At 57.5% G+C, this 24628-nt stretch carries 22 protein-coding genes; 5 read left to right on the top strand and 17 right to left on the bottom strand.

The genetic code is table 11. From position 1 onward, the window contains the following. Positions 1-57: 57 nt before the first annotated feature. The 7 genes from B2590_RS18015 to B2590_RS17985 form a co-directional block, all read right to left on the bottom strand. Entirely contained in the window at positions 58-843 is a 786-nt protein-coding gene (locus B2590_RS18015) for a transglutaminase family protein (RefSeq protein ID WP_036202229.1), read from the bottom strand. Next, positions 840-1778, bottom strand: a complete 939-nt coding sequence (locus B2590_RS18010; RefSeq protein WP_036202232.1) for an alpha-E domain-containing protein — start codon at positions 1776-1778, stop codon at positions 840-842. Before B2590_RS18010 ends, B2590_RS18015 begins: the two co-directional genes overlap by 4 nt. Then, on the bottom strand, positions 1772-3205 hold the full coding sequence (locus B2590_RS18005; RefSeq protein WP_091641618.1) for a circularly permuted type 2 ATP-grasp protein: 1434 nt from the start codon (positions 3203-3205) through the stop codon (positions 1772-1774). The genes B2590_RS18010 and B2590_RS18005 overlap by 7 nt, the downstream gene beginning before the upstream one ends. A 214-nt stretch (positions 3206-3419) precedes the next feature. Next, positions 3420-4628: an ammonium transporter gene (locus B2590_RS18000; protein ID WP_075195508.1), complete on the bottom strand. Its 1209-nt coding sequence runs from the start codon at positions 4626-4628 to the stop codon at positions 3420-3422. Between the two features lie 223 nt (positions 4629-4851). Continuing rightward, positions 4852-5769: a MotB family protein gene (locus tag B2590_RS17995; RefSeq protein ID WP_041333542.1), complete on the bottom strand. Its 918-nt coding sequence runs from the start codon at positions 5767-5769 to the stop codon at positions 4852-4854. Between the two features lie 2 nt (positions 5770-5771). Continuing rightward, entirely contained in the window at positions 5772-6548 is a 777-nt protein-coding gene (gene pomA / locus B2590_RS17990; RefSeq protein ID WP_075195506.1) for a flagellar motor protein PomA, read from the bottom strand. A 64-nt stretch (positions 6549-6612) separates the two neighbouring features. After that, positions 6613-7032 carry a YkvA family protein gene (locus B2590_RS17985; protein WP_075195505.1) on the bottom strand — a complete coding sequence of 140 codons (420 nt, stop codon included), beginning with the start codon at positions 7030-7032 and terminating at the stop codon, positions 6613-6615. A gap of 35 nt (positions 7033-7067) precedes the next feature. Here B2590_RS17985 and B2590_RS17980 point away from each other — a divergent pair, with 35 nt between their 5' ends. Further along, the gene (locus B2590_RS17980; RefSeq protein ID WP_127402341.1) at positions 7068-7895 is read left to right on the top strand and encodes a fructosamine kinase family protein; all 828 of its coding nucleotides are present in this window, start codon (positions 7068-7070) and stop codon (positions 7893-7895) included. Positions 7896-7904: 9 nt separating this feature from the next. Here the strand turns inward: B2590_RS17980 and B2590_RS17975 are convergent, their stop codons facing one another. The 4 genes from B2590_RS17975 to B2590_RS17960 all read right to left on the bottom strand — a co-directional run bounded on the left by B2590_RS17975 (position 7905) and on the right by B2590_RS17960 (position 11049). Further along, positions 7905-8384 (bottom strand): DUF6231 family protein, encoded by a 480-nt coding sequence (locus tag B2590_RS17975; RefSeq protein ID WP_127402340.1) that lies wholly within the window; start codon positions 8382-8384, stop codon positions 7905-7907. A gap of 98 nt (positions 8385-8482) precedes the next feature. Beyond that, positions 8483-9232 (bottom strand): SDR family oxidoreductase, encoded by a 750-nt coding sequence (locus tag B2590_RS17970; protein ID WP_041333548.1) that lies wholly within the window; start codon positions 9230-9232, stop codon positions 8483-8485. Between the two features lie 32 nt (positions 9233-9264). After that, positions 9265-10386, bottom strand: coding sequence for an alkene reductase (locus B2590_RS17965; protein WP_091641572.1), 1122 nt, complete (start codon positions 10384-10386; stop codon positions 9265-9267). Positions 10387-10461: 75 nt separating this feature from the next. After that, positions 10462-11049 carry a TetR/AcrR family transcriptional regulator gene (locus tag B2590_RS17960; RefSeq protein ID WP_091641575.1) on the bottom strand — a complete coding sequence of 196 codons (588 nt, stop codon included), beginning with the start codon at positions 11047-11049 and terminating at the stop codon, positions 10462-10464. A gap of 89 nt (positions 11050-11138) precedes the next feature. Here B2590_RS17960 and B2590_RS17955 point away from each other — a divergent pair, with 89 nt between their 5' ends. Next, on the top strand, positions 11139-12251 hold the full coding sequence (locus B2590_RS17955) for an S-(hydroxymethyl)glutathione dehydrogenase/class III alcohol dehydrogenase (RefSeq protein ID WP_286810088.1): 1113 nt from the start codon (positions 11139-11141) through the stop codon (positions 12249-12251). Positions 12252-12318: 67 nt separating this feature from the next. On the opposite strand, the gene B2590_RS17950 is transcribed toward B2590_RS17955, so the two are convergent. From B2590_RS17950 to B2590_RS17925, 6 genes are all read right to left on the bottom strand, one after another. Beyond that, on the bottom strand, positions 12319-13890 hold the full coding sequence (locus B2590_RS17950; RefSeq protein ID WP_286848032.1) for a methyl-accepting chemotaxis protein: 1572 nt from the start codon (positions 13888-13890) through the stop codon (positions 12319-12321). A gap of 64 nt (positions 13891-13954) precedes the next feature. Further along, positions 13955-15283, bottom strand: a complete 1329-nt coding sequence (locus tag B2590_RS17945; protein WP_286810085.1) for a DUF1329 domain-containing protein — start codon at positions 15281-15283, stop codon at positions 13955-13957. A 15-nt stretch (positions 15284-15298) separates the two neighbouring features. Next, positions 15299-17200, bottom strand: coding sequence for a DUF1302 family protein (locus tag B2590_RS17940; protein WP_007152874.1), 1902 nt, complete (start codon positions 17198-17200; stop codon positions 15299-15301). Between the two features lie 43 nt (positions 17201-17243). Then, entirely contained in the window at positions 17244-19709 is a 2466-nt protein-coding gene (locus B2590_RS17935; protein WP_286810084.1) for an efflux RND transporter permease subunit, read from the bottom strand. 11 nt (positions 19710-19720) lie between these two features. Further along, positions 19721-20710, bottom strand: coding sequence for a WD40/YVTN/BNR-like repeat-containing protein (locus B2590_RS17930; protein ID WP_286810083.1), 990 nt, complete (start codon positions 20708-20710; stop codon positions 19721-19723). A gap of 258 nt (positions 20711-20968) precedes the next feature. Further along, positions 20969-22675, bottom strand: coding sequence for a sigma-54-dependent Fis family transcriptional regulator (locus B2590_RS17925; protein ID WP_228210236.1), 1707 nt, complete (start codon positions 22673-22675; stop codon positions 20969-20971). Between the two features lie 381 nt (positions 22676-23056). On the opposite strand from B2590_RS17925, the gene B2590_RS17920 reads away from it, so the two are divergent. The 3 genes from B2590_RS17920 to B2590_RS17910 are packed head-to-tail and all read left to right on the top strand — an operon-like array spanning position 23057 to position 24624. Further along, positions 23057-23308, top strand: a complete 252-nt coding sequence (locus B2590_RS17920; protein ID WP_041333555.1) for a phenol hydroxylase subunit — start codon at positions 23057-23059, stop codon at positions 23306-23308. Between the two features lie 48 nt (positions 23309-23356). After that, positions 23357-24358, top strand: coding sequence for an aromatic/alkene monooxygenase hydroxylase subunit beta (locus B2590_RS17915; protein WP_041333558.1), 1002 nt, complete (start codon positions 23357-23359; stop codon positions 24356-24358). After that, positions 24355-24624, top strand: coding sequence for an MmoB/DmpM family protein (locus B2590_RS17910; protein WP_041333559.1), 270 nt, complete (start codon positions 24355-24357; stop codon positions 24622-24624). The genes B2590_RS17915 and B2590_RS17910 overlap by 4 nt, the downstream gene beginning before the upstream one ends. Positions 24625-24628: the final 4 nt, after the last annotated feature.

Below are 24628 nucleotides of genomic sequence, written 5' to 3'. Positions count from 1 at the left end.
TTACCCGTTTCTGCGCAGAAAGCATGGAGCGGCGTGTGGAATTTGCACAGCTTTTTGTTACTGGCTTTCCCCGGCCATGGTGACCCAGGCACGGGTCTGCAGGTGCTCCATACCGCCGCCGCTGCGAATGCCCCGCACGGGTGCTGCATCCCGGTAATCCAGCCCGGTTGCCAGCTTGATATGGCTTTCAGCAACATTGAGCAGGTTCACCACATCAAAGGTATGCCAGTTGTGGCCCAGCCAGGCCTCGGCCCAGGCGTGGGTGGCCAGGTGGTCATCGCTGAACGTGTGGATGTAACCGCTGACATACCGCACCGGCACCCCAATGTGGCGGCAGCAGGAGATGAATACATGGGTATGGTCCTGGCACACCCCCGCCTTCTGCTGGAAGGCTTCGGCGGCTGTGTGGGTCACCGTGGTGACGCCGGGCGTGAATTCGATGTGCTCGAGGATACGGTTCATCATTCGCACCAGGCTGCGCTTGTTGGCGGAGAACTGGCTTGCGAAGGCCTTGATGGCTTTGTCGGCGTCGGTTAACGGAGTGTGGCGCAGGAACACCTCGGGCGGAAACGGTGAGTCGTCCTTGGTTAATGGTTTGCCCGTGAGATCAACCACGCCCTCCGCCGTCAGGGTGATCTCCCTGGTCGCTTTGTCCATGGTCATGACGGTGACAATATTGCCGAAGCCGTCCGTCATCTGGCTGGTTTCGCCGGGGGCACTCAGGTGCCACTCCAGTATCTTCTGCTGGGGTGTGTTACGGGGTGTCAGGCGTAGATACTGGATGCCTTTGTGCATGGGTTCGTCGTAGCTATAGGTGGTGTCATGGCGGATATTCAGCTTCATTGTTTCCACCCCATGTAGTCTTTCTGGATCTGGCCGGCGATGCGTTGGATGCGTTGCAGGAAGTCGGTCAGATACTCATTCAGGCCGCGCTCGGCAATGTACTCGCGGTCGCCGTAGCGGATGTTGGCATACAGGCTTGTGGCCAGGCGCCGGGCCCGGCGGGCCTCGCCGCTTTCGATCTGCTCCAGCAGATCCGCGATTTCCTCCAGGCAGGCGTGGAGCGAACGGGGAACATCCGGTTTGAGAATCAGCAGTTCGGCCACATTCATCGGTTCGATATTGTGGCCGTAGGTGTTCTGGTAGGCCTCAAAGGCGGCCAACGAGTGCAGCAGCGCCGTCCATTCGAAGAACGACTGGGTGGGGTGCCCTTCCAGGGATTTGGTGGCCATGTGGTGGCGGATGTTCAGCACGCGGGCGGTGGCGTCTGCACGCTCGATAAACGTACCCAGGAGCAGGAAATGGAAGGCGTCATTGCGCAGCAGGGTGCCATAGGCTGCACCACGGAACACGTTTGAGCGTTCGCGGGTCCAGTCAAACACCCGGCTGGCGTTGGATTCGGTCACCCCTTTATGGCGTAGTTCCTTCAGCTCCATCCAGGCCAGGTTAATACTCTCCCAGACATCTGCGGAGAGATTGCCTCGCACGTGCAGGGCGTTATCCCGGGCGCTGCGGATTACACTGAACACACTGGCAGGGTGGCGGTCGTCCAGAAGCAGGAAATCAATCAGGTTCTGGGGGGTGATTTCCGGGTAGAGCTCGTGAAAGGTTTCGCGGCTACCGGTCACCAGCAATGGCACGGATAGCTGTTCCTCGCGGTCTTCGGGAACGTCGATCAACGCCATGGTGAGGCTGACGTCCAGCAGACGGGCCTGGGTTTCCGCCCGCTCAAGATAGCGGGCCATCCAGAACAGACTTGATGCAGCTCGGCTCAGCATTCCTCGCCCTCCAGTACCCAGGTGTCCTTGGTGCCACCGCCCTGGGACGAATTCACCACCAGCGACCCTTCTTTCAGGGCCACCCTGGTCAATCCACCAGGTACCATCTGCACTTTCTTACCCGAAAGCACAAAAGGCCGCAGGTCGAGGTGTCGGGGCGCTACGCCTTCGTTTACAAACGTCGGGCAGGTAGACAGGCTCAGTGTGGGCTGGGCAATGTAGTTGTCTGGCCTGGCCCGCAACAGCGAGCGGAAATGGCTCAGCTCTTTTTTGCTGGCCTTGGGGCCGATCAGCATGCCGTAGCCACCAGCGCCCTGGGTTTCCTTGACCACCAGGTCCGGCAGGTTGTCGAGGATGTACTTGAGGTCTTTTGGCTTGCGGCCCTGCCAGGTGGGGACATTTTTCAGGATCGGTTCTTCCCCCAGGTAGAAGCGGATCATCTCGGGTACGAAGGGGTAAATGGCCTTGTCGTCGGCGACGCCGGTACCCATGGCGTTGGCAAGCACCACATTGCCGGTGCGGTAGGCTGCATAGAGCCCGGGGACACCCAGCATGGAATCCGGGTTGCCAGCCAGCGGATCGAGGAAGTCGTCGTCGACCCGCCGGTAAATCACGTCCACCTGCTGGGGGCCGACGGTGGTCTTCATGTAGACCTTATTGCGACGTACAAACAGGTCCGCCCCTTCCACCAGTTCGATACCCATCTGCCGGGCCAGGAAGGCGTGTTCAAAATAGGCACTGTTGAAACGACCGGGGGTTAGCACCACCACGGTGGGGTTGGGATTTAGCGACGCTGCGCGCAGTGTTTCGCCCAACAGGGCCGGGTAATGTTCAACCGGTGCTACCGGGGCCTTGGCAAACAGTTCTGGAAACAGGCGCATCATCATGCGCCGGTTTTCCAGCATGTAGGAGACACCGCTGGGGCAGCGGAGATTGTCTTCCAGCACGTAGAAATCGCCGTCGTTGTGGCGGATCAAATCGATGCCGGCTATGTGGGAATACAGATTACGTGGCAGCTTGAGGTTTTGCATGCCGGGCTGGTACTGGGGGTTGGCGAATACCTGTTCAGCACTGATGACACCGGCGCGAATAATCTCGAACTCGTGATAGATATCGAACAGGAAGCGGTTCAACGCCTGCACCCGCTGGCGCAAACCAGCTTGCAGACGTTGCCAGTCGCTGGCGGAGATTACTCGTGGGATCAGATCAAACGGGATAAGCCGTTCGGCCCCCTGGTCTTCGCCATAGACGTTAAAGGTGATGCCCAGGCGTTGGAACAGCACGTCTGCCTCGCGGCGCTTCTCGGCCAACAGGGCTTCGTCGGATCGGATCAGCCAGTCCTCCAGCATCCTGCAGCTGGGTCGTACCCGATTATTCTGGTCGAACAGTTCGTCGTAGATACCCTCGGGTGGGGTTTGTATCAACATAACCATGACCCTCTCCTGAACACGCCGTCCACCGGATGTGGGCGGTCGGTATTCAGCCATTCCCATGATGTAAAGGAACAGCAAAAGGCAGGCCACTCTGGCGGCAAACCGTGGGTTTATCACCGGAACGGGTTATTTAAGCAAAGGCCAGACGGAGGGAAGTGTCAATAAAAAGCATTGCCAGCCGCCGGGAAAGGCGGCTGGCGGGCAAGGGTTATTCCAGGGACGTAGCGCCAATGCGGTGAATACTGACATCCGCACCGTTGAATTCCTCTTCTTCTGTGAGACGCAGGCCGGAGATGGCGTTAACAATGCCGTAGACGATCAGGCCGCCGACAAAAGCCACCACAACACCGGCAACCGCACCGATGATCTGCGACATCAGGCTGACCCCGCCCAGGCCCCCGAACGCTTCCTGGCCAAAGATGCCGGCGGCAATGGCACCCCATACACCGCACACACCGTGCAGGGGCCATACACCCAGTACATCGTCCAGGCGCTCAATCTTGTCCTGGGCCCACTCAAACATGTACACGAAGATGGCGCCGGCGATGCCACCGGTAATCAGCGCACCGACCGGGTGCATCAGGTCCGAACCGGCGCACACCGCCACCAGGCCGGCGAGCGGTCCGTTGTGGATGAAGCCCGGGTCCTTGCGGCCGACCAGCATGGCCACCAGAACGCCACCCACCATGGCCATGAGGCTGTTCACCGCCACCAGGCCGCTGATGCCATCCAGGGTCTGGGCGGACATCACGTTAAAGCCGAACCAGCCGACGGTGAGAATCCAGGCGCCCAGCGCCAGGAATGGAATGTTGGAGGGGGCAAACGCCACCACGCGGCCATTGCGGTAACGGCCTTTACGTGCGCCCAGCAGGAGCACGGCGGCCAGGGCGATCCAGCCGCCCACGGCGTGCACCACGACCGAGCCGGCAAAGTCGTGGAAGGCTGCACCAAACTGGTTCTCCAGCCAGGCCTGGAAGCCGTAGTTGCCGTTCCAGATCATGCCCTCGAAGAAGGGATATACAAATGCCACGATCAGCCCGGAGGCGATAAGCATGGGGTAGAACTTCGCACGCTCGGCGATACCGCCGGAGACGATGGCGGGAATGGCGGCGGCGAAGGTCATCAGGAAGAAGAACTTGACCAGGTCATAGCCATTTGCGGCCGTTAGCTCTGAAGCGCCGGCCATAAAGTGGCTGCCGTAGGCGATGTAGTAGCCAATGAAAAAATAGGCCACGGCGGAGATGCCGAAGTCGGTCATGATTTTTACCAGGGCATTCACCTGGTTTTTGTGGCGCACGGTGCCGACTTCCAGGAAGGCGAAGCCAGCATGCATGGCCAGTACCATGATGGCACCGATCAGAATGAACAGTGTGTTGGCGCTTTCGGTCAGGGTATGTACTGCACTCGTGATGTCCACGGGTTGGTTGCTCCTGATTTTTTGGTTTTATCCACCTGTCACGGGCGGGTTGTGCATTGATAGCGTGCACACCAAGCAAGGAGTGTTCCATTTTGAGGCAAATTCAGAGCGGGTAGTCGATTAGGTGATTTTCCGCTCTGAAATTGGGCGGGGTTGAGTTGAAGACGGGGTGTTTGCGCTCTTTAATGGTGCATTAATGGGCCGAGCGCACCAATATGGCCGTCTACCACAGTAATTCGTCCTGGTCGGAGTCGTCGGAACTGCGGGAATCCGGTGCAGCAGACACATCGGCTTCGGGGTTCATGAGTTCCCTTAACCGCATCTCCTGTTCCTCGATCGGTCCGGACAGATCGATAATGATTTCCACCCGGCGATTTTTGGCGCGGTTCTCCGAAGAGGTGTTTGGTACTCGTGGCTCGGTATAAGCGAGACCGGTGACCGCCAGCCGGGCAGGCTTCAGATTACCCTCGGCGAGGAGCGCATTGGCAACCGCTGCCGCCCGGGCGGCGGATAGATCCCAGTTGCTGTAGAACCGCTGCGTACGGATGGGAACATCGTCGGTATGGCCTTCGATGGTCAGCTTGCCGGGGATCTGCACCAGTATGTCGGCCATTTCCAGCAACAGACCTTCAAACTCCCAGGTCAGGTCCGCCGAACCGGAGGGGAACGCCCCCTTCTCCTCAACGCGAACAATGATTCTATGATTGTCCTGGATGAGGTTGACCCGGCCGTCTTCGATGGCTGTCTCAAGAACCGATCGAACCTGTTCCAGGGTCTTCTCGAGCTCTTCCTGGATGGCGGATTCCACAGCCACATCCGTAGGGCTTTTCAGGGTTTCCAGTTCGGGCTGCTCGTCGGTGGTTGTCTGTTTGACTTCGTTGACGACGGTGGGCTCGGGCGGTGCCGGAGAAAACTGATCGAAAATCGGGCTGGTGCCCATGGGTACCTCAAGGACGGGCACCTCGCGCTGCACACCAAACGCTTTCGACAGTTCACCAGCGATCTGTTTGAACTTCTGTGCGTCGATCTCGGAGAACGACAACAGCAGGACGAAAAAGCACATCAGCAGCGACATCAGGTCCGCGAATGTCACTACCCAGGCGGGAATGCCCGCTTTTTCCTCTTCTGGTAATTCGTCCATGGCTAAACGCCTGCGGTCTCGGCTTCTGAGTTTTTCTCACGTTCTTTCGGGGTCAGGTAACTCGACAGCATCTGTTCGATAATCCGCGGATTGGTGCCTTCCTTGATAGCAACCAGCGCATCAATATAGAGCGATTGCAGACGCGCTTCCTCAGTCATTCGCAGCGAGAGTTTGTCCGCGATGGGGGTGGCGATCATGGTGGCAATCATTGCGCCGTAGAGTGTGGTTAGCAGGGCAACCGCCATGGCAGGACCGATGGATTTCGGGTCTTCCATGTTGGACAGCATCTGCACCAGCCCGATCAGGGTTCCGATCATCCCCATGGCAGGGGCCACATCGGCCATTGCCGTAAAGACTTTTGCGCCAGACCGGTTGTGATCCAGCGTCAGTAGGCGCTCCTTGGACAGCAGGTGTTTGATGGTTTCAGCATCCTGGCCATCGACCAGCATCTGTATTCCCTGGCCGAGAAACGGCGAGCCAACTTCGCGCTCTTCCAGGCCGAGCATGCCTTGCTTGCGGGCAACATTGGCTACTTCAATCAGTTCATCAATGCTTTCACGGGTGTCCGGCAAGCGGAATTTGAACGCTCGAGCGGCCACTTTGAAGGCGCTGAAAAACTGGTTGAAGCTGAATTTCGCCAGCACAACCAGCATGGTGCCACCGACCACAATCAGTATGGAGGGGGGATTGATAAAAACATCCGGCGACACGCCAAGAATGACGGCTGAGGCTATAAGCAGGATGGCCCCAACAAGGCCGATCAGGGTGGCAAAATCCACATTAGCTCCAAAGGGTTTTGTGATTCAGAGGGCTTTCGAAGATTAACGGTAGTCCACTATTGAATCAATCGCTATCCGTAAGCGTTTGTGTTTCTATTTTAAGATCTTTCCACGCTGCGTAACGAAGCAGGTCGGATTCCACCAGGGCCAGGCATGCGGCCACCACACCGGCGTCGTCCAGCAGGCCGAATCCCAGCAGCAGGTCCGGAATCAAATCCAGGGGATTGAGTACGTAAACAAGGGCACCGGCGATCGCCGCAATGCTTTTCCAGGGTACTTCGCGATAGTTGCCCTGCCAGTAGTCCCTGAGCATGGAAAACATCAGCCGGATGTCAGTGCTGAACCGGCTCAGTTTGCCACTGTTCCTGACTTTGTCCTCGATGGCCTGCTGGCGGTCGAGCAGGGCGCCCACATCTCTGCGGTGAACCTTGTCCGCCTCTTGATTCAACTGTTCGTTTGCCGTGCGCTTGCTAAAACCTGTCATCGGGCTATTCCTGTGTGGGATGGCCTTGCAGCTCCATGATCCATGAAGCCTGTGACAAAGCCAAGGATGTTTGCGAGGCGATTTCCGATCATGGTTATACTGGTGGCATGACCGATTACGTGAAACAGAATCCTTCGTCCTTTCCCGATGCGCTGTTGTGCGAAGCCCGCGGCCTTGAGGTTTTGGCAGACACTCTCAAGGCGGCTGGTGTCAGCAGAGTGCATGTGCCGGAGGTGAAAGCCGTATCAGCCCGCGAGCTGGTGATTCCGAAGATCCATCCTGGCCCGGCGGGCGAGGAAGCCATGGCCGCACTTGGTGAGGGCCTGGCGCAAATGCATGCGGTACGTCAGCCCGAGTACGGGTTTGACGCCGATAACATGATTGGGATGTCACCACAGAAGAACCGCCTGACGGACGATTGGGGGGCGTTTTTCCTGAGAGATCGACTGGGTGTGCAGGTAGGCATGATCCGCAACGACCATGTCCGGAGAGAGTTTGAAACGGTGCTTGAGCGTCAGGGCGACAAGCTTGCCCGGTTTCTGAATGCGCATTGCGAACACCCAAGCCTGCTCCACGGCGACCTATGGTCCGGGAATGTCCTGTTCGACAGCACCGGGCCATGGCTCATTGATCCCGCGGTTTATTACGGTGACCGGGAGGCGGACATTGCCATGACAGAGCTGTTTGGTGGCTTCTCCTCGGCTTTTTATCGTGCCTATGACCGGGTCTACCCCAGAACGGATGTCTACGACACCAAGCGGGCCATCTACAATCTGTACCACACCCTCAATCACTACAACCTTTTCGGGGCATCCTATCTGAGCGCCTGTCGCCACAACCTTGACGTGGTGGCCTCGCTGTAAGCGTGGTCGCTACCACCAGGCCTTGTCCCACATTTCCGGATTGGCCCAGTTGTCGGGATTGTTCCAGGCGCGTTTGTGGTTGTAGCTGTCGATGTTGTAGGTGTAGAGCGTGAGAGGGCTCTCTTCGTCACCAAGCTCAGCCTGCCGGCGGAATCCCAGCCCGATGAAATCCGTAAACGACCAACCGGGGCAGTCTTTCACCACAACGGCAATCTGGTGGGTGCCGTAGTTGCGCAGTTGGCCCAGCAGTACTTGGCCCTCGTCGTGGTTCAGGTGTTCGAGCGTGTTGGTCACCAGGGCCAGGTCCTGGGTCTCGGGCAGAGGGAAGGCATCGTTGGGGGCGCTGGTATCCAGGGTGGTCATGGCCGACTCGCTGTGGTGCCGGCACCAGTGATCCCCAACCTCACCAGCGATCTCGCCGCAAACCACCAGTGTGGCCGGTTGGCAGGTATCGATAATGCGGGCCAGGGCCTGCTGCACAGTGGTCATGTTTGGTGTGTCCGTCTGGAATGGAACAACCAGTATCACACCCGCCTGTCGGCGGCATCAACCAGATGCACGCCGACAGCGTTCAGCAAGCAACAGCCTTAGAGCTCCTGAGCCGTTGGCCGCAGGATAATTTCGTTGATATCCACGTCCGCAGGCTGTTCGATGGCATAGACGATGGCCCGCGCCACCGCATCGGAATCAATCGCCACCTTGTAGAGTTCATCCGCTGCCTGTTTGGCGTTCGGGTCAGTGATGGTGCTGGTCAGCTCGGTGTCGATGGCGCCCGGTGAGATATTGGTGCTGCGGATCTCGTCGCCGGCTTCCATGCGCAAGCCTTCAGACAGCGCTTTCACCGCGTATTTCGTGGCGCAGTACACAGCGGCACCGGGGAACAGTTTGTGTCCGGCAACGGACGACAGGTTGATCACATGCCCGCTGTGTTGCTCCCGCATGGTCGGCAGCACAGCCGCGATGCCATACATCACGCCTTTAATGTTGACGTCCACCATCTGGTCCCACTCATCAACCTTCAAAGCGTCCAGCGGTGCCAGTGGCATCAGGCCGGCGTTGTTGATCAGTACGTCGATCCGGCCGAAGGTTTCTTTCGCGGTGGCAGCCAGTGACTCGACCTGGTTTCGGTCAGTCACATCGGTCACCTTCCAGGTGACTTCAGCACCCTCGGCTTTCAGGTCTTCTGCCAGTTTGGACAGGCGGTCTTCGCGACGGGCCGCAAGCACCAGCCGGGCTCCTCGCGCTGCCAGGCGGCGGGCAGTTGCCTCACCCAGGCCACTGCTGGCGCCGGTGATAATCACGACTTTGCTATTGATTGGGTCGTTGGTATTGCTCATGGTTTGACTCCTTACTCGTGTGAAAGTGATGTTCAGACGCTGGGTTCAAGTTCCTTCAGCGTCGGGTAATCGGTGTAGCCGCGCTCATCGCCGCCGTAGAAAGTGCTGTCATCCCATTTGTTCAGTTCCGCATGCTGGCGGAAACGCTCGGGCAAATCGGGATTGGCAATGAACGGACGGCCAAAGGTCACCAGATCACAACGGTCATTGCCGATCCGTTTGCGAGCTTCCTCAGCGGTGTAGGCGCCGTTGGCGATGTAAGTGCCGTGGAATCCAGCCTGGATGGCATCGATCACCGATTCCGGGCGGCCGTTCGCATGGTTGCCCTGGAACGAGTCTTCCACGACCTCGATGTAGCTGATGCCCAGGTCGTTCAGCCGCTTCGCGAATTCACCAAAGGTTTCGACCGGGTCCTCGTCGTACATGGCGTTGAAGCTGCCGGTCGGGCTGACCCGAACGCCGACATTGTCCTTGCCCCAGACGTCGATCACGGCCTCGATCACCATCAGTGGCAGGCGCATCCGGTTTTCAACGGAGCCGCCAAACTCATCACTGCGGTGGTTGCTGCCGCTCTTGAGAAACTGGTCCAGCAGGTATCCGTTGGCGGCGTGTACTTCAACGCCATCAAACCCGGCCGCTTTGGCGTTCAGCGCGCCCTGGCGATACTGCTCCACGATGTCCGCCATTTCGCCGGCTTCAAGAGCTCTGGGCTCGGGCACGTCCACCATGCCGGAGTCGGCGCTGATGAAGGTCTTGGCGCCCTCGGGTTTGATCGCCGATGGTGCTACAGGCTTGTTGCCATCCGGCTGCAGCGCCGTATGGGAAATTCGGCCAACGTGCCAGAGCTGCATGTGAATGCGTCCGCCCGCCATGTGCACCGCACTGGTGACCTTGCGCCAGCCCTCAATCTGCTCCTCCGAGTGGATGCCTGGCGTGAATGCATAGCCCTTACCCTGAGGTGACACCTGGGTTGCTTCGCTGATGATCAGTCCTGCACCGGCACGCTGCTGATAGTACTGCGCGTTCATGTCGTTCGGTACGTCTCCAGGTTGGCTGGAGCGCGAACGGGTCAGGGGAGACATCAGAACGCGGTTGGGCAGCGTCAGGGTGCCGAGATCGTGCGGTTGAAACAGTGCGTCGTTTACGTTGTTCATTGATCACTCTCCTTGAGGATTAACTGAGTGTAATTAGACCAGTCTACTAGTAATGACTGAAAAAAATGTGGGCGTTCAGTGAAGGCCAAGACATTGGCGGAAAAAGACCCGCACAAACCGCTCCATGGGCTCGGTAGACTTCAGAACCTTGGCTCTGAGAATGGCGCCTTCCCAGCCGGAAAGCAGAAAGCTGGCGACGTCGGCAGGGTCGATGGATGCATCGATATCGCCGGCCTGACGAGCCTCTTCAACACAACGCTCAAAGCGTTTTTCCCAACCCTGAAAGACGGTGTCGAGGCGTCTGCGGAAGGTTTCGTTTTGCCCGGCCAGCTCCTGGCCAAGATTGCCAATCAGGCAGCCCCGGGTGAATTCGCAGCTGGTCATGGTTTCCAGACCAGTGTCGAAGTAGGCCCTAAGGCGGTCCACCGCCGAGCGGGTGTGGTCGTTCAGAATCCGATCCAGCTTGGTGTCGTATTCCTGCGCAAAGGTGTCGATGACAGCCAACCCGAAATCGTTCTTGCTGCTAAAGTAATGGTAGAACGACCCTTTGGGTACACCGGCGGCGGTCAGCACGGCATTGATGCCCGTCGCGCCGAAGCCTTTTTGACCAATCAGGTCGGCGCCGGTGTGGATAATGTGATTGCGGGTGTCGTTCGATGTCATGGCTGGTATATTAGACCGGTCGTCTAGTAAGCGTCAAACCCGTAAAACCCGAGACATTTTATTCCGAACCACGTTCAAGGAGTCTGCCAGTGATCAAATCCCGTGCTGCGGTGGCGTTTGCCCCCAACAAACCGCTGGAAATTGTGGAAGTGGATGTTGCTCCGCCCCAGAAAGGGGAGGTGCTGGTGCGTATCGTTGCCACCGGCGTCTGCCACACGGACGCCTACACGCTGTCCGGCGCCGATTCCGAAGGGAATTTTCCGGCCATCCTCGGCCACGAAGGCGGCGGCATTGTTGAGGCGGTTGGAGAAGGTGTCACCTCCGTCGAAGTGGGTGATCACGTGATCCCTCTTTATACCGCCGAATGTGGAACATGTAAGTTCTGTACGTCCGGCAAAACCAACCTGTGTGGTTCCGTGCGCGAAACCCAGGGCAAGGGAGTGATGCCGGACGGTACCTCCCGTTTCTCCTACAAGGGTGAGCCTGTCTATCACTACATGGGGTGCTCCACCTTCTCTGAATACACGGTATTGCCGGAAGTTTCCCTGGCGAAGATACCCAAGGATGCACCACTGGACAAAGTCTGCCTTCTGGGCTGTGGCGTCACTACCGGTATCGGCGCGGTGCTGAACACAGCGAAGGTGGAAGAAGGCGCGACGGTCGCTATCTTCGGTCTCGGCGGAATCGGCCTGGCGGCGATTATTGGCGCCACCATGGCCAAGGCCAGCCGCATCATCGCCATCGACATCAACCCCGGCAAGTTCGATATCGCCAGACAGCTGGGTGCCACGGACGTAGTGAACCCCAAGGACTACGACAAGCCGATTCAGGAAGTCATCGTTGAAATGACAGACGGCGGTGTGGACTACTCCTTTGAGTGTATCGGCAACGTCAACGTGATGCGCTCAGCCCTGGAGTGCTGTCATAAAGGCTGGGGTGAATCCATCATCATCGGCGTGGCCGGTGCCGGTGAGGAAATCAGCACCCGGCCGTTCCAGCTGGTTACCGGCCGGGTCTGGAAAGGTTCTGCGTTTGGTGGCGTGAAGGGCCGGACGGAACTGCCCGGCTATGTCGAAAAGGCCGAGAAAGGAGACATTCCACTGGACGTGTTTATCACCCACAACATGCCTCTTGAGGACATCAACGAGGCGTTTGAGTTGATGCATGAAGGGAAGAGTATTCGGTCGGTGATTCATTTCTGATAGGGCACAAAACCATTCTTAAAGTCCGGGCAGGGACGCCCGCATTCCAGATTTCTAAGCATTTCGGTTAGCCCCTCCGCCCAGGTACCAGGTGTCGTACTAACAGCTGCTGGCGCCCCACATGGTAGCCAACCGCCTGGCCTGCTTCGACGGTATCCTGAAGCTGTTCGCTTGTCTTGATGGCCAGTTGATGGATGTCGTGAATTTCCTCGTTCAGTTGTGAAACGGTCTGGCTCTGTTGCTCACTGGCAGCCGCAATCTGCTGGTTCAGGCCGTCGCTTTCGGCAATGCCCGCCACAATATTACGGATTGCCTCTGCGGTGGCGGATACCTGCTCCACGCTCCTCTCGGACTGCTGTTTTCCCTGTGCGATGGATTCGACCACCCGGCGGGAGCCTTCCTGCAAGGCAGTGATCATTTGCTGGATTTCATTGGTGGATTCCTGGGTGCGCTTTGCCAGGGAACGAACTTCATCGGCAACCACCGCAAAACCGCGCCCACTTTCGCCGGCCCGGGCGGCCTCAATGGCGGCATTCAGGGCCAGCAAATTGGTCTGTTCAGCGATCGCGACGATCACATCCAGAATCCGGCCAATCGATTGGCTGTTCCGATCAAGTTCCTCCACGGTTTGGCTGGTTTCCTCGAGCTCACTCGCCAGGGCAAGAATACTGTCGCGCGCGGCGGCTGCAGAACGGGCGCTGTTTTCCCCGGAATCACGGTTTCGCGCACTGAGACCAGCAGCCTGCTGGGTATTCTCCGAAACTTCGCGAATGGTAGCGGTGAATTCCTCGATGGAGGTCGCCACGGAGGAGAGTGCTGATTGCTGCTGACCGCAGGCCTCGGAACCGCCTTGTAGCAGAGAGTTGGCCCGCAGGACATTGTCTTCGATCTGTCCGCCGCTGTCGCTGATACGTGCCACCATGACCTTCAGCCGGACTTCCACCAGCCGCATGGCCAGCTCAATCTGGCCCGCGACGCCGGCGTTTCCGGTGTAGACCAGTTGCTTGATGGGATGGCTGACAACAGAACGACAACGCATGAACAGCTGGGCTAGCGGGCGATTGAGTTGGTAGAAGAGGCCAAGGGACAGTGTGCTGCCAAGGACGAACAAGAGGGCCGCCAGCGTTGGCATGCCGAACATCCCAGCTATCGTGGCGGGGGCAAAACAGAGGCTGGCGACCAGCCACTGCAGGATAGCAGGGGGCAGCCGTGGAATCCTGAGGGCAAGGGGCTGCCGGCCTTGGCTGCGGGCATGGTAAACCTGTTCGGTTCTCCGAATGGTGGCTTCATCGGGTAACCGGTAAATGGCCTGGTATTCCAACAGTGTTCCGTCCGTGTCGGTAATCGGGCTAACGAAGGCATCCAGCCACCAGTTGGTCCCATCTGCCTTACGGTTGCGGATCATGCCCATCCAGGATTCTCCGCGGCCAATGGTTTCCCACAGGTCGTTCAGCGGCCCTCCGGGCATGTCGGGGTGCCGCAGTTTGCTGAAAGACATGGCTTTCAGTTCCTGTTCCGAGAAGCCGCAGGTTCTGCAAAAGGCGTTGCTGGCGTAGGTAATGGCACCCTTGCTGTCAGTGAGTACCAGCAGTTGGTCGTCTTCGTGGAGGGCGTCGGGTAGGGGCTCATATCGGGACATAAATCTTATCCTCCGAAACCAAAAAAGGGGCCCGCCAAAGCGGGCCCAAGGGCTAGCACCAGGCTTAGGTGCCGGTTGCGCGGAGATGCTGCACGTTGAACATATTGGGGGGGGACAGCTCGGGGTCGACCTGGCCCTTGAACTGGCCGGTGGTGCAGTGGCTGGCCTGCACGTCGATCATGCTGAAGCTGTCGTCAATGGATACACCGGTACCCTCGTTCTTGGGCAGGTGGTGGTCTGGATGGGCCTGTCCGATGGTGAAGGTTTTCCACAGGCTGCCCTTACGGTCATAGGCGACGGTGCGGGGAATGGTGAACGTCTGGGCGTCCATGTAGTGGATACGTTTCGACAGCGGATGGCTTTCATCCACCGGTTTCGCCTCCACTTCGTACACCTTTCTGAGCTGCCAGGTGATGTCCGGGAAACAGCCACCCTTGCCACTGAAAGCCACAACCTGGTAACCATCGCTGTCGCTGTGGGTTTCTTCGTCCAGCTTCAGCTCGTTGTGATTGTAGAACGGCATCAGCATGTAACGGGTGCCCTTATAGGTCCAGTCCATGTCGGAAATGCGGCCGTTGTAGCCCTCGAAGTCTTCGATCATTAGGTCCGAACCGAGAAAGGCATCGGTAACCTGGCCTGTGGCCAGGCGGCGCACGCGGCGCTGGAAGCCCAAATAGAGCCAGGAGTTATCACGTTTGAGGTCGTCGGCGGCCCGGTGAATCAGAAGTTGCGTATTGCGGACGTCCGCTGGGTCGAGTACCTGTACATAGATGGCGCGGAACAGGTCAGACGGGTTGGGCGTGATTTCCGGGGTGGGTTCCTGTATCACTCGGCCCTTGTAATTCAGGAAGTGGAAGTTGAATTTGATGGTCCGCTCCACCTTGGCTGATTCCATGTCCCGGTACTTCCAGTAGAACGGCATGATGGCGGCGCTGTCGCCCCAGTTGTAGCCGTACTTGTAGTTCCAGGCCAGTTTTTCGCCGGCGCGGGGGTCATCCGCATCCGGCTCCTGCGGGAACGGGCGACCGGCTTTCCAGCCGTTAATTTCCCCGACCTGCTCACCCAGGGAAACCTCACCCAGGGCGTTGCGGGTTGCGTCCACATAGGCAGGGTGCAGGTCGAAGGACGTGGTCTTTCCCACGGCAATGGATGTCCAGCCGTTCTCGATGAAGGTATAGAAGGCCGGATCGATCACGTCCTTGAACTGTGCCACGTTGGATTCGTCGATGGTCATGCCGGCGCTAAGCCCTTCGTGGCTTGGCATTTGATCCTTGTATGGATGGAACGATTCGTTGATGACCTTGTCACTGGCAAAGGCGCCAGCGGAGAAGGCGCCCGCCGTAAGACCGATCACCAGGCCATTAAACACGGATTTTCGGAATGCTCGTTTCATGATGTTTCCTCTATATCAGAAGCTGTAACGCATGGTCAGTTGAAGCTCGTCTTCTTCCTGAGCCATTCCAATGGGGCCAGATTGGAAGCGGCCCAGCGGCTCGTATCCACCCAGGCCGGCAGACTCCCCGGCCGGTTGCCCCGGATAGGTGGCGGTGAACGGATCCCAGGGGTTGCAGCTACGGCAGTCATCGAATTTGCGCGCGCCGGTACCCACCTTGATGTTTGCACCGGCCGTGACACGGAAGTTGTCACTGACCAGCCACTCAACAGACGGCGCGATCGCGGTTGCCCCGGCTCGGAAATCATGTGCGGTGATGATCTGCGGGCTGAGGCGGCCATTCATGTAGAAGCCTTTGATCAGCAGGGTGCCTGTCCAGTTTTCTTTCCAGTCGGGAATACCGGCTTCACCAAACCGACGCTGCTCGCGCTCGTGATCCAGGATGTGCTGACCGAATACCTGGCCGGAGAACAGGAATGCCTGGTGTTCGTTCAGGAAGGGAATGAAGATGTTCTTGTCAGCGCCGACCACGTAGCGAACCACGTCGCTCTCGGAGTAGAGATCTTCCTCCAGCGTATTGGCGAATTCCTCGCCGGTGGTATAGGCCGCTTCAAGCCTGAGGACGGTATCAACACTCTGGGCGTAGTAATCCAGGGAGCCACCGAACAGGTTGACCCTCGGGAAGTGGATATCGAAGGCAATCAGGCTTGGCCATATACCGGTTTCACCGGTAAAGCCGTTTTGTGCGGGAATACCGCCCCGAAGAGAGGGCAGTTGGGAGCGATAGGTCAGGGCGTTGAGCGAGAAGCCCAGATCACCATAAACGCCTTCCATCTTGAGGCCGACCTGGGTATTCGCCAGGCTCCAGCTTGGCATGTGCGCTTCGCGGATACCGATCTGGCCGGGGCCGAAATCCGTTGCCGCTTCGCCGCCTGCGAAGTTGGCCACTGTGCCACCATTTTCCCAGAGGCTGTTCATGCCGCGGAAGAAGCAGCCGGCATCGAGAATAACGTTGGGCTGACCGCACTGGCCGATATCGTGCGGGCGGAACTTGTCGAAGTTCCATACCAGCTGGAAATTAAGGTCGTCGAAGGCGAGGCCATCGAACACCTCGGTTGGCCCCATGCGGTAGTCGGTCCGGAGTATCCACATGGGAATCCGGATGTCTTCCAGTTCGTCGTAGATATTGTTGCGGGAGTAATCCACCGGGTTGATCACATCCAACACCCGAAAAAGGTCGGTACGTCCCCAGATGACTTGCTGCTTGCCCAATCGGGTGCTGAGGATATTACCGTTCGAGAAGTTGTAATCGAAATCCACGTAGAGTTCGCGGATGAAATCGGCGCGGTCGTTGAACTCCTGGAATCGCATGTCGTTGGTGTCTTTGTCCAAATAACCGTCGATACACCCTCGTTCGTCCTCGTCACAGGGGCGAACCGGCACGCCGAAGGCTACACCGCCGTCGGTATCATGCAGGTTTTCACCCAACACGATCATGCCTTCGTTGGGGTTGTTCGCTTCACTGAAGGAGTTCGGCAGCTTCAGGCCGCCACCGTGGGGCACGGTGGCGTTGGGTCCCGCTGCCCGGTTTTCCAGGCGGACCGGTCCACCGGCATTGCGGCCGTATTCGTCATCATTAAGGTCGTAAACACCGTCATAGCTACCACGGAGCGTGGCGTTGACGGAGACATTACTGAAAATGCCGACATCTCCAGCCCGTTTCTCTGCTTCCAGCTGTAGTGTGTTGCGGAATTTTGAAAGCCCTACGCCATCCCGGCCGTAGGTTGCATTCTCGTAGAAGCCGTTTACCCGGGTATCTTCCTGGGCGACGGCGGAGTTGATTGGTAACAGCGCCAGGCCGGCACTTCCCGCAAGGGTATAGCACCAGAGCCTCAGGCCTTTTATTGTTGTTTGCATGGCATGTCCTCGTTACAGGTTTTAGTGGAGTGTCCTACCGGGCTCAGGCCCGGTACGGCTCTCCCGGCACGAACCCATCCTCTTGTTCCCGTGGGGAACCGGACGATGGAGATGGTGTTGGTGGATGACGATCAGCATGGAGAATGCCGTCTTCGTCGGCGTAAACATCGGTAACAAAGCGAGGCTTGAAGACCAGTACCCAAGAAGGCACCAGAAGCATGGCCGCGATGCCGTTGATCACGATCATGACGCACAGCAGCAATGCTGCATCAGACTGGAATCGGAGGTCTGAGAAAATGACCCACATGATGATGCCCGCCATCAACGTCAGCGCGGTGAAACTGATGGCCATGCCGGTGGTGGATATGGCTCGCCTGACGGCGTCCCGCAGATTGCCAAGCCGGGCCATTTCTTCCCGTATCCGGTCCATCATGTAGATGGAATAATCGATGCCGACGCCGATACCCACGGCAATCACCGGCACGGTATTGATGTCGATATTGAGCGCATTAAAGCCCATATAGGCGTAGGTGAGAGTGGTTGCGAAAATCATCGCCAACAGCATCATCAGCCCGGCGTGCAATGAGGTGTAGAACAGCATGACAAAGGCAAAGATCAGCAGGAAAACCAGTGGTAGAACAATGACATTGGTCTCGAAGGCCGATTCGTTCATTGCGGCGGCAACACCAAGGGTTCCCCCCGCCAGTTTGATGGTCAGGCCCTCAACGCTGTCACCGTTCTCCGCGATCCAATCCTTGGCCATGTGAATGGCACGGCGGATGGTCTCGCCCTGGCGGTCCTTGTAATAGAACACCAAGTTGGCAACGCGGTCGTCGGTGTCGTTGAATTCATCAAGGGCCCCGGGAATCGGGCTGGAGGCCATGTAGGTAAACATCAGCCCGCCGACATAGCCCGCATCGTGAGGAATCTGGTACCAGCGGGGGTCGTCGTTGTGCATCAGGCGGTTAACTTGCTTGACGAGGTCGGGCAGGCCTTTGCTGCCGCCTACTTCCGGGTCCTTCAGCATGTGGGATTGCAGATCAGAAAGGGCAGCCAGTACCTCTGGACGTTTCAGGCCCCCTTTCTCTTCGGTTTCCGCCACGATGTAGAGCTCCTCGGAGCCCGGGAAGCGCTCATTTACCACGCGGGAAGAAACGTTGTAGTCGTGGTCGGGATACAGGATGGGAGAGCCTGGCTCCGAGTCGCCAATCTGCACGTTGGACGCCGCTAATAGTCCTGCGGCCATCGCCAGTGCCGCGACACTCAACACCACTTTCGCCGCACCTGGCCGTGCAACCGTGCGTGAGCAACTGGCGCCGATATGGCGCAGGGCGGTTTCGCGCAGGTTCGGGTCTTTGGGCGTTGGCAGAATGGATAACAGCAGAGGCACGCCGATCAGCACCGTGAACACAACAGTGATCGCCCAAAGGGAAGCATAGATGCCCAGATGGGTATTCAACGGAATGGACCCGATGGCAATGAGCGACAGGCCAATAGCATCCGACACAACACCCAGGGAACCAGGGCGGAACAGACTGTCAAAGGTCGCTTTTGCGGCTTTGGGGCCACTACCCAGTTCGCGGGTTTCCGCATAGTAGCGTTCAACAAGTTGCACGCCATGGCTCATCGCCCTGGCTGCAATCAAAAAGGGGATCACCAGCCCGAGCGGGTCCAGGTTGTAACCGAGCAGACTGATGATCCCAAGCCCCCAGATCGTGGAGACCAAAACGCCACCAAGGGGGATCAGCACACCGTAGGCTTTGCGGAAATGGAAAACGAGCAAGGCCAGCATGGTGATTACGGTGAAAATGAATATCTGGAGGATCTGTTCCATATACGTGTAGGCCCACCCCACCAGGACTGGCTGTCCCGTGGCGTAGATCTTGACTCCTGCACTTTCCTCCGCTTCACGCAGCTGTTGTAACTGTGCAAACGTCTTTTCGTAATCCAGCTTGCCTTCAATCAGTTGCGCCTTGACCAGGGCCATTTTCATATCTGGAGACACAAGGGGGCCGTACACCCGTGGGTTGGCCGCCACATCGGCTTTCATGGCAACCAGTGCTTCCCGTGAGTACTCGCCAGAGGTGGAGTCGTAGTAGGGTTCCGAGTTGATGCTGCCGACTTCCGTCAGCCAGATCTTGCGGGAATTCCGGTGAGTCACGCTGGACACAAGGTTGTGGTTCACCCCTGGTAGGTTGTCGACGGCCTGGGTGATTCGGTCGATCTTGGCGAGATTCTCGTTGGTAAAGATGTCGCCGTCTTCGAATTCGATGCCCACCGTAAGGACATTGGCGCCGCCGAAGCTGTCCTTGATGCTGTTGTGCAGTTCGATATAGGAATGTTGCTGCGGCAACAGGTCGGCGAAGTCGGTGTAGATTTTCAGCCCGGGGATACGCAGGGCGAACGCCAGTGTGAGGATGGCGATCACGCTCAATACCTTGCGCGGGTTGTTGAAGATCCATAGCTCCAGCGAATGCAGGAGATGGGTGAATCGATGCAATCCAGGCATGGCGGATTTCCTCAGTCAGTGCTGGCCGAGTGGGCCACGGGAGTTTCAAGGTTCAGCAGCAGGCCACGGCCACCAGCGGCGAGTAGTCGGTGGTTGGGGAGAATCAGGCCGGTACGCAGATACAGGGGTTGGTCGGACGCAGAGATCTTCTGCCAGGATTGACCTGTCTGCTGCATTACGGTGGCGTTATCCGCCAGGGCGTATAACCCTGAAGGGCCGGCAACGAAACCGAAAATTGGAGCGTTGATGCCGGTGGGGGATTTCTCCCAGTTCTCTCCGCCGTCGGTGGTGTGGTAGATGAAACCGTTCAGTCCGCCAACCCAACCTTCATTGTCTGAACGGAAGTAGCTGGAATGGGCGTAGAATTCGTCTGGAAGGTAGCCGGCATAGTCCCAGTTTTCGCCGCCGTCTGTGGTTTTGAGTACGAGGCCATATTCGCCGGTGATGAAAGCATGGTCGGCGTTGATGAACTGAAGGTTGTTGAGGATAGCGTCTTCGTTGAGTGAGGTCTCGGTCCAGGTCTCACCCTGGTCGGTGCTGCCCTGAATAGTGGTGAAGGCACCTGCTGCCCACCAGTTGCCGTCCGGAGCGCAAGCGGCGGTCATCATCTGTTCCTGGCTGGGCAGGGAGTGGGCTGTCCAGTTGTCTCCGTTGGTGTCGCCATGCCAGATTTCGTTGTCAAACGTCAGCGCAATGAAGCTGTTGTCCGGGCAAACATCTAACGCCAGGAAGCTTTCCGACGTTGGCGTCTGCCGTTTCCAGCTTTCTCCGTTGTCTGAGCTGACCAACACAACACCGTTGTTGCCAGTCAGCACGATAACCTCGTCATTGCGAGCAATGGCTTGATAGAAATCGGTCCGTTTAACGGCCTGTCCCGACTGATCTCGAACCGCGTCAAGATCCAGGGGCGCTTCGCAACCCGTTAACAGAACCGAAAACAATCCGACCAGCGATACGGCTGCGCCGGTAGTGCGCCATGTGCGCAGGGGGGCATTTCGCATTTTATGTCACCGTCTTTGTTTTTGTGGATAACGCGACTGACGGTGATTTAGCAACGCGTGTGCCATGCACGACTTGTATGCTCTAACTATATGTATTTATATATAAAATGGGTATTTTAAGAAGTGTGAGGGAAGCTGGGTGGGGCAATTAAGAGGATTGTTTTTTATCAAATGATGAAATGAGTGATGTACTTATTGATATCGTCAAACCGCAAAGCGAACCGTGGACGTCCCTGTCCTAACTGCGCCGGTTGTTGTTCAGCTTTCGGCTAGAATACCGGACTTTTTGAGCCGGTAGGCGAGAGCGGGACGGGTCAGGCCAAGGATACGCGCTGCGCCGGAAACGTTCTGGTTAGCCTCTTCCATGGCACGCCGCATTAATGTTTCCTCGACATCGTCAAGGCCGATACCACTGCCCAGTATCTGACTGGCCCAGTCGCCTCTGGAGGTCTCAGAGGTTTTTTCGACAAGTTGTCCGTGACTGTCGACAATACCCTGTGGCTGACTAGGTTGCGGCTCGGGAATACCTGCAAAAAGGGATTCGCGGCTGATGGACTCATTGTTGTCAGTCAGGATGACGCCACGCTCGATAACGTTTTCAAGCTCCCGGATATTTCCCGGCCAATGATAGTGCAGGCAGAGTTCAAGGGCCTTGTCGGAGAGCCCGAGCGTGCGCTTGTTATACTCAGAGTGGAATTTATTGAGGAAATGTTCGGCCAGCAGCGGCAGGTCTTCCAGCCGTTCCCTGAGCGGCGGAATTTTCACGGGGAAGACATTGAGGCGATAAAACAGATCAGAGCGGAAACGACCCTCTTCCACGGCTTTTTCCAGGCTTTCATTAGTGGCCGCAATAACCCTGACATCGACAGCCCGTGTGCGGTTATCACCCACGCGCTCCAGTTCCCCTTCCTGCAGCACCCTCAGCAGCGTGGCCTGAGCCCGGGGGGTGAGCTCAACCACCTCGTCGAGAAAAATGGTGCCGGTGTTGGCCCGCTCAAACCGGCCCGGCCGGGACTGGTTGGCACCGGTGTAGGCACCTTTTTCCACGCCAAACAGTTCCGCTTCGATCAAGTCCGGGGGAATAGCGGCGCAGTTGACCGCGATAAAGGGTTGTTCGGCTCTTTCACTGCGAAGGTGAACGCTGCGGGCAATCACTTCCTTACCTACGCCGGTTTCGCCGAGCAATAGGACCGACACTTTACCCAGAGCGGCCTTGTCGATCATCTTGCAAACCTTGTTGTAAGAGGCGGACTGGCCTATGCCGTAATACTGCCCCTCCTGCTTTTCGAGGCTGCTGCGTAAAGAACTGACCTGGCTCTGGAGGTCATACAGTTCTTCCATGATGGTGTCTGCCTTGAAGTACTGGGCAAATTCGGCGGCGTCTTCCCATTCCTCAGCAGGCTTGCCCACGATCATGCATTTTTCGTCACCACAGCCACGGCAGCTGACCTCGCGAAAGATGATTTCCCGGCCCATAAACGAGGAGGTATAGGCGCAGGCGTATCCAAGCAGTGACCAACAGACCGGTTCATCCATCTGCCCAAGTTCTGTCTGGCAGATATCCACTTCAAACGAATCGACCCATTCCAGCTCGCCATAAAAGTCGCCGGAGTCGTGATCAATGTCGATCTCCATGGGAACGACTTTGACCATGCCCTTTAGCGAATGCAGTTGGGGGCCGGCAAGAAAGATGTCGAGTTCACTGCAGTGCGGGCGAAGCTTCCGGGCCAGTTCGGCGTCTTTCAGTCCGGACTGGTATCCCAGGCGCAGGAGAAAGCCCTTCGCGCGCTCAATACCCATGGTATTCACCATTTCGCGACGAAAGGCGGCCATGGCACTGACTTGCATCAGTAGCATGCGTTGCTCGCCAAACCAGATTTTGCCTTCCGTGCTCTGGAACCGGATCTGCTCCGTAAGATCCTGAAAATCCACATACTGCAATTGTGGTTTGTAGGTAATAGCCATACTCAGGAGCCCCGTTTGTAATTGTATGGGGTCGCGTCCTGGAAAGGTCGTCCAGCGCGAAGGCAGCCGAACGCCGCCTTTTTCATATAACACCCTATCCTTGTCACAAATCAATCAAATGATGAAATTTCAGGCGAAAGTCACGGTTGGCTGCTGATCTGAGCATTTGCTCAGATCACGATTTCATGTTGATCAAATGATGAAAAATTCGTCTGGCTTCCTGATCTCACCCTTCGATAATCCACTCTGTATCAGCGCCCGCCTTTCTATATAAAGCCTTTTAAAACAGAAGTCTGGGTTTTTATTGACGGCAGGTTTCGATGCTTGGCACAGCGGTTGCTCCAGCTGTGGCAACCCATAACAAACACAAGGGTGTCAACGATGACTGAGCATGCAAAAAGCTTCGACGAGCTGACCCGCTACATCCGGGTCCGAAGTGGGCCAGAGGACAGATTCGTAGAGTTCGATTTTGCCATCGGACATCCCGAACTGTTTGTTGAGCTTGTCCTTCCCCGCGAAGCGTTCGAAATCTTCTGCAAGCACAACAATGTCGTTCACATGGATTCCGACATGATCCGCGAGATTGATGCGGACATGGTCAAGTGGCGCTTCGGCGAGAAGGGTCACCGCTGAACGTCACCAAATCGATCATCCACTCAAAACAACAAACGGTAAGTTGATATGAGCATTGAGATCAAAACCAATTCGGTGGAACCCATCCGCCAGACATACGGGCACATCGCCCGTCGCTTCGGCGACAAGCCGGCCTCCCGCTACCAGGAAGCCAGCTATGACCTGGAGGCCAAAACCAACTTTCACTACCGCCCGCTGTGGGATTCAAAGCATACGCTGAACGACCCCACACGCACGTCGATCCGCATGGAAGACTGGTACGCCGTCACCGATCCCCGCCAGTTCTACTACGGCGCCTATGTTGGTAACCGGGCCAAGATGCAGGAGGCCGCGGAGACCAGCTTCGGGTTCTGCGAAAAGCGCAATCTGCTGACCCGACTTCCCGAAGCCACTCAGAAGCAGATCCTGAGGTTGCTGGTGCCTCTGCGCCACGTGGAGCTGGGTGCCAACATGAACAACAGCAAGATCGCGGGCGATGTTAACGCCACGACGGTCTCGCAGATGCACATATATACCGCCATGGATCGCCTGGGCATTGGCCAGTACCTGTCTCGAATTGCCCTGATGCTGGATGGCAGTACCGGTGCAGCACTGGACGAATCCAAGTGCTACTGGATGGATGACGAGCTGTGGCAGCCAATGCGCAAGCTGGTGGAAGACACCCTGGTGGTGGATGACTGGTTCGAGTTGACGCTGGTCCAGAACGTGCTGGTGGATGGCCTGCTGTTTCCCCTGGTGTACGAGAGGATGGACCAGTGGCTGGGCGAGCAGGATGCCGAAGATGTTTCCATGCTCACCGAATTCATGCGGGACTGGTACAAGGAATCCCTGCGCTGGACCAACGCCATGATCAAGGTTGTGGCAGCGGAAAGCGATGCCAACCGCGAACAGCTCCAGGCCTGGATCGATCAGTGGGAACCTCAGGTGTACAGCGCACTCAAGCCCCTGGCTGAGGCCAGCACCGGCATTGAGGCCCTGGATGAAACCCGCGCTCAACTCTCCACCCGACTCAAGAAATTCCAGCTGCAGAGCCAGGGAGTATCCGCATGAGCCAGCTCGTATTTATTGCCTTTCAGGACAACGACAACGCCCGCTACCTGGTGGAAGCCATCGCCGAAGACAATCCGGAAGCGGAAGTTCAGCACCAGCCGGCAATGATCCGGATCCAGGCCGAGAAGCGCCTGGTGATCAACCGGGAAACGATGGAAGAGAAGCTCGGTCGCGAATGGGATGTTCAGGAAATGCTCATCGACGTGATCAGTATCGGCGGCAATGTCGACGAAGACGACGACCACTTCATTCTTCAGTGGACCTAATTGG

This window comes from Marinobacter sp. UBA3604 (assembly GCF_002375325.1).
GTDB classification, from domain to species: Bacteria; Pseudomonadota; Gammaproteobacteria; order Pseudomonadales; family Oleiphilaceae; genus Marinobacter; species Marinobacter salarius.
The sequence above is the reverse complement of the archived record's forward strand: the minus strand, read 5'-3'. Positions and strand labels throughout refer to the sequence as shown.

Coding starts and splice junctions, on each gene's coding strand:
- B2590_RS18015 (WP_036202229.1), bottom strand. CDS start 843: ATGAAGCTGAATATCCGCCATGACACCACCTATAGCTACGACGAACCC.
- B2590_RS18010 (WP_036202232.1), bottom strand. CDS start 1,778: ATGCTGAGCCGAGCTGCATCAAGTCTGTTCTGGATGGCCCGCTATCTT.
- B2590_RS18005 (WP_091641618.1), bottom strand. CDS start 3,205: ATGTTGATACAAACCCCACCCGAGGGTATCTACGACGAACTGTTCGAC.
- B2590_RS17995 (WP_041333542.1), bottom strand. CDS start 5,769: ATGGACGAATTACCAGAAGAGGAAAAAGCGGGCATTCCCGCCTGGGTA.
- B2590_RS17985 (WP_075195505.1), bottom strand. CDS start 7,032: ATGACAGGTTTTAGCAAGCGCACGGCAAACGAACAGTTGAATCAAGAG.
- B2590_RS17980 (WP_127402341.1), top strand. CDS start 7,068: ATGATCCATGAAGCCTGTGACAAAGCCAAGGATGTTTGCGAGGCGATT.
- B2590_RS17975 (WP_127402340.1), bottom strand. CDS start 8,384: ATGACCACTGTGCAGCAGGCCCTGGCCCGCATTATCGATACCTGCCAA.
- B2590_RS17970 (WP_041333548.1), bottom strand. CDS start 9,232: ATGAGCAATACCAACGACCCAATCAATAGCAAAGTCGTGATTATCACC.
- B2590_RS17965 (WP_091641572.1), bottom strand. CDS start 10,386: ATGAACAACGTAAACGACGCACTGTTTCAACCGCACGATCTCGGCACC.
- B2590_RS17960 (WP_091641575.1), bottom strand. CDS start 11,049: ATGACATCGAACGACACCCGCAATCACATTATCCACACCGGCGCCGAC.
- B2590_RS17950 (WP_286848032.1), bottom strand. CDS start 13,890: ATGTCCCGATATGAGCCCCTACCCGACGCCCTCCACGAAGACGACCAA.
- B2590_RS17945 (WP_286810085.1), bottom strand. CDS start 15,283: ATGAAACGAGCATTCCGAAAATCCGTGTTTAATGGCCTGGTGATCGGT.
- B2590_RS17940 (WP_007152874.1), bottom strand. CDS start 17,200: ATGCAAACAACAATAAAAGGCCTGAGGCTCTGGTGCTATACCCTTGCG.
- B2590_RS17935 (WP_286810084.1), bottom strand. CDS start 19,709: ATGCCTGGATTGCATCGATTCACCCATCTCCTGCATTCGCTGGAGCTA.
- B2590_RS17930 (WP_286810083.1), bottom strand. CDS start 20,710: ATGCGAAATGCCCCCCTGCGCACATGGCGCACTACCGGCGCAGCCGTA.
- B2590_RS17925 (WP_228210236.1), bottom strand. CDS start 22,675: ATGGCTATTACCTACAAACCACAATTGCAGTATGTGGATTTTCAGGAT.
- B2590_RS17920 (WP_041333555.1), top strand. CDS start 23,057: ATGACTGAGCATGCAAAAAGCTTCGACGAGCTGACCCGCTACATCCGG.
- B2590_RS17915 (WP_041333558.1), top strand. CDS start 23,357: ATGAGCATTGAGATCAAAACCAATTCGGTGGAACCCATCCGCCAGACA.
- B2590_RS17910 (WP_041333559.1), top strand. CDS start 24,355: ATGAGCCAGCTCGTATTTATTGCCTTTCAGGACAACGACAACGCCCGC.